This is a genomic window from Stenotrophomonas pictorum JCM 9942, assembly GCF_001431585.1.
GTDB lineage: Bacteria > Pseudomonadota > Gammaproteobacteria > Xanthomonadales > Xanthomonadaceae > Stenotrophomonas > Stenotrophomonas pictorum.
Genome location: NZ_LLXS01000083.1, coordinates 1 through 610 on the forward strand (window position 1 = coordinate 1; position 610 = coordinate 610).

Sequence of the window (610 nt, forward strand, 5' to 3'; positions counted from 1 at the left end):
GGTGCGCATTGCCTACCCGGGCGACTTGCTGGTTACGGCAACGGCGGTGGGTTGCCGGGCGCCGCCTGAGCCATGCTGGTGGCCGGTGCGACTGTGCCGCCCAGAACCGCCTGGGCGATCAGGTTGTCCAGACGGCGGACGTCCAGTCCCTTGTTGAGGTTGACCTTGATATGGCCGGCTTTGGTCCAGAGTTCGATCTCGGAGTTGAAATTGAACAGGCCGTGGCCGTTCTCCGACGACCACATATAGATCGAAGAGTACGGCAGCGAATAGATCTCCACCTTTTTGCCGGTGATGCCCTGCGCGTCGCGCACGATCAACCGCTTGTTGGTGAACACCGCTGAATCGCGGAAAGTCTTGTAGGCCGCTACGGCGGTCTCGCCGGGCACGAGGATATCGTTCACGTCCTGCGGAATCGGGCATTCCGATACCAGCGTCCATGCCAGAATTGCATTGGTTTCCATGTTGAAGCCGTCCCCGTAGTTGCGAGTTGTTGTGCGGTGGAGGCGGAATTGTAGGCGGCGCGCAGGTCAGGGCAATAGGTTTGAACTAATTGCTTTTGTAAAGGTGGATCTGGCACCGTACTTCGGCCCGGGTAAGGCCATCGGCC

At 59.7% G+C, this 610-nt stretch carries 1 protein-coding gene; it reads right to left on the minus strand.

Annotation, left to right across the window (positions count from 1 at the left end):
* Positions 1-32: 32 nt before the first annotated feature.
* On the minus strand, positions 33-464 hold the full coding sequence (locus ARC78_RS16010) for a PH domain-containing protein (protein ID WP_083468480.1): 432 nt from the start codon (positions 462-464) through the stop codon (positions 33-35).
* Positions 465-610 lie beyond the last annotated feature (146 nt).